Source organism: Limnohabitans sp. (assembly GCF_040400975.1).
Classification (GTDB): Bacteria; Pseudomonadota; Gammaproteobacteria; order Burkholderiales; family Burkholderiaceae_C; genus Limnohabitans_A.
Window position 1 is genome coordinate 1 of the sequence record NZ_JBBAPF010000065.1, and the last position, 3,263, is coordinate 3,263.

At 63.2% G+C, this 3,263-nt stretch carries 3 protein-coding genes; all 3 read right to left on the reverse strand.

The features are described 5' to 3' along the window. Positions 1-95: 95 nt before the first annotated feature. Complete coding sequence (gene istB, locus ABWQ00_RS15705) at positions 96-875, reverse strand: IS21-like element helper ATPase IstB (RefSeq protein WP_502908166.1); 780 nt, start codon at positions 873-875, stop codon at positions 96-98. A gap of 38 nt (positions 876-913) precedes the next feature. After that, the gene (istA, locus tag ABWQ00_RS15710; protein ID WP_502908167.1) at positions 914-2,467 is read right to left on the reverse strand and encodes an IS21 family transposase; all 1,554 of its coding nucleotides are present in this window, start codon (positions 2,465-2,467) and stop codon (positions 914-916) included. 196 nt (positions 2,468-2,663) lie between these two features. Next, positions 2,664-3,170 carry a tyrosine-type recombinase/integrase gene (locus ABWQ00_RS15715; protein ID WP_353239597.1) on the reverse strand — a complete coding sequence of 169 codons (507 nt, stop codon included), beginning with the start codon at positions 3,168-3,170 and terminating at the stop codon, positions 2,664-2,666. Positions 3,171-3,263 lie beyond the last annotated feature (93 nt).

A 3,263-nucleotide genomic window follows, 5' to 3' on the forward strand; every position in this document is an offset into this window, starting at 1 on the left:
TGTCACGGATCGGCGTAATGGAGCCAGGGATGTTCGGCATATTGGAGCCAGTTTTGGGTGACTGAACAGGGCTCCCGAAGGGGTTGAACAAGGGTTTATTTTGCCGCTTTTGCGGGGGCGGATTTGGTAGTGACTGGCAGTGTTTTGGGCGCCCGATAGGAAGCGCCATCGAGCACCATGCAGTAAGCGTTGTGGCGCAGGCGGTCGAGCGTTGCGCTGCCCAGCAGCCGATTGTTGGGGAAGGCTTGGTCCCACTCGGGGAAGTCCAGATTGCTGGTGACGATGGTGGCCGTTTGCTCGTAGCGTTCGGCCATCAGGTCATGCAGGTCCTCGTCAGCCGGTGAGCGCAGGGGCTTGAGCCCAAAGTCATCGATGATGAGCAGTGGCACACGCGCCAGACTAGCGAGCTTGCGCTCGTAGCTGCCCATGGCGCGCGCGGCGTTCAAGCTCTGGGTCAGTGCGGCGCACGTGGTGAAGACGACATCCACGCCCTGACGCACAGCGCAGTGACCCAGCGCCTGTGCCAAGTGAGACTTGCCCGTGCCGCAAGGCCCCACGATCAGCACCGGGGCCTTCTCGTGCAGATAGCGACCCGTGGCCAGGTCGTGGACTAGGGCTCGGTTGAGGCTGGGCAGGCGCTCAAAGTCAAACTGATCGAGCGTCTTGGTGGTGCGAAACTGAGCGCGGCGCAGGCGTGAGCTGAACTTCTTTTGCTCGCGCCGGGCCACCTCATCGCTGATGAGCAGAGCCAGGAACTCGGTATAGGCCAGCTTGGCCTGGATGGCCTCACGGTTGCGGGCCTCCAAAGAGTCGAGGATGCCCGACAGACGCAGTTGTTTGAGCGCTGGGGCCAGTTCGGGGGCGGGGTTGAGGATGCTCACGGTGTTCTCCTGTGGTTGAGCTGGGGGGGGGATTAATGCAGCGTGCCTGGTGCAGTGCCAGGCGGTGGGGTTGACAAATCGAGGGCAAAGAGTTCGGCCGCCGCGCGCGTGAAGCGGTTAGCTCTGGCATAGGCGGCCGGGGAGCTGTCGCTGCAGAGCGCTTGCTGGTCAGCGCCGCTCTTGAGGATGGTCTTGACGGTACGGTAGTGGGGCGAGCCGTGGGCCAGGGCGCGTTGGCAGGCCGCTTCAAGCCGGGCCGAGCCATAAGACTTGAGCAGCCCGAGTACACCCTGGGCGGCACGCAAGCGCTCCAGGATGTTGTCGGCCAGCAGTTGCCCGATGAGCTGGGCGCAGTGGGGGCCAACGTCAGCGGCCTGGGCGACGCACCACTGGCGATCTTTAGCAAAGAAGGCCTGAGCCTGGGGCGGCAGGTGGTCCTTGCACCTCACGCGCTGGCCGGGCCGCTGTCCACGGGGGTGAGAGGCCACATGCCGGTAGTCCTCGAACAGGGCCACAGAGCCATCGGTTGCGCGCAGCCACAGCACCTTGCCCACCAGGGCAAAGGGGGCCGAGTACAGGATGCGCTCGAACTGGACATGGCAGTCCTTGTGCACACTCACCCGGTGCCAAGTGCCCAGGTCTGGGGCCACGGCGGGCAAGGGCTGCAGCAAGGGTTGCTCCTGCGCAAACAAGGCCATGGGCTGCTGGCGTGTGGTGCCATGGATGCGCTGGCCCGCTGTCTGCATGACCCACTGGCGTGCCTGGGCGTTAAGGTCGGCCAGATCGCGAAACTCGCGCAGGGGCAGGAAGTTGGTCTTGACGTACTTGACCCCGGCCTCGACGATGCCCTTCTTCTGCGGATCGTGGGGCGGGCACGGATCGATCTTGAAGCCATAGCCCTCGGCGCATTCAGCGTAGGCACGCTGGACCACCGGGTCCTGGGCGCAGGCGCGGGTGATGGCGCACTTGGCGTTGTCGATGACGATGCGTTGGGGCACGCCGTTGAACCACTCCAGCGCCCGGCGGTGGCAGCCCAGCCAGGTGGCCACGGTCTGATCCCAGACAAACTCCAGGTACTGATGGCGGCTGTGGGCCAGCGTCATGACAAAGGCCCAGGTGCGGCGCATCTGGCCACTGGGGTGCGCCATCATGGGGCCTGCGCCAAAGTCCACCTGGGCGGCCTCGCCCGGGGCAAATTCCAGCCGGCAGGTGAGCTCTGGGGGCAAAGCGGCGCGAATGGCGGCGACCATGCGGCGCACGCCCGAGTAACTGCCGCTCCAGCCGTGCTGACGCACCAGGGCTTGATGGATGGCCGTACCGGATACGCCTTGCTCGACCCAACTGGCCACCTTGGCGCGGTGCGCCTCCAAGCTGGAAACTGTAGAGCTGGCGCGCTTGGGTGGGGCCAGGGCATCGCAGACGGCCCGGTCGTCGGGCAAGGGCACTTGAGGATCAAGCCAGCCACGGGCTTTGGCCAAAGCTCGCCAGTCGCCGGCCTTGCGCCTGCCCATGAGCCGCGCAGCCGCGATGTCTCGGTCTGATTCGCCCTGGCGCATGCGCAGCAGGGCCTGTCGGTAGTGATGCATCTCGAATCTCCTGCGGGCCATCTCTGTGTCTCCAGACAAAAAGTCCAGAGGGTAGAGACGTGGCCCAAGTCAATTCGGGAGGCTGCTTCAGTCAGCCGTGACTGGCTCCATTACGACGATCCGGCACTGGCTCCAATATGCCGATCACGCGCTGGCTCCATTACGGCGATCATCGATTGGCTCCAATATGCCGATCTCAAAGTGGCTCCAATATGCCGGTCGGTGACACCAGTACACGCACCCCAATACCCTTGGCGGCCAGTGATGTCAAAAAGCTGCGGCGCATTGAATGGCTGCTGGCACCGTCTACGCCCGCATTTTTGAAGAGCCAGTGAAAGTGCTGGGTCAACACGTTGGCACTGAACGCACGACGGCCTGCGGTGACGAACAGCGGCTCTTTCATGCTCTTGGGCTGGCGTAGGTCCAGATAGACCTGCAGTTCATCGCGCAATTTCTGGGGCAGGAACACAGTGCGCGGATAACGTCCCTTGGTCTGGCTGGCAGATAGACGGATCTCCGGCTTGACCTTGCCATTGGCCCCAAGTGCATCGCTCACTGTGAGGCTGGCAATCTCCCCTACCCTCATGCCTGACCACATGCCCGTGAGCAACATCACGCGGTTGCGGAGTGCGTAGCTGTGGGTGGCAATATAGGCGAGCACCTGCTCGAGTTCTTCTGCTGTGAGCGTTTTTGCTTGTGACATGGTCGATTCCTTTGGATAAATAAAAACACATGCACAAGTGTGTTTTCTTTAGCTGCGGAGGACGACCTGAAGCCCGACAGCCTAGCGGGTTGA

Excerpts from the sequence above, each read along its gene's own strand:
- istA (WP_502908167.1), bottom strand. The coding sequence starts at position 2,467 with ATGCATCACTACCGACAGGCCCTGCTGCGCATGCGCCAGGGCGAATCA.
- ABWQ00_RS15715 (WP_353239597.1), bottom strand. The coding sequence starts at position 3,170 with ATGTCACAAGCAAAAACGCTCACAGCAGAAGAACTCGAGCAGGTGCTC.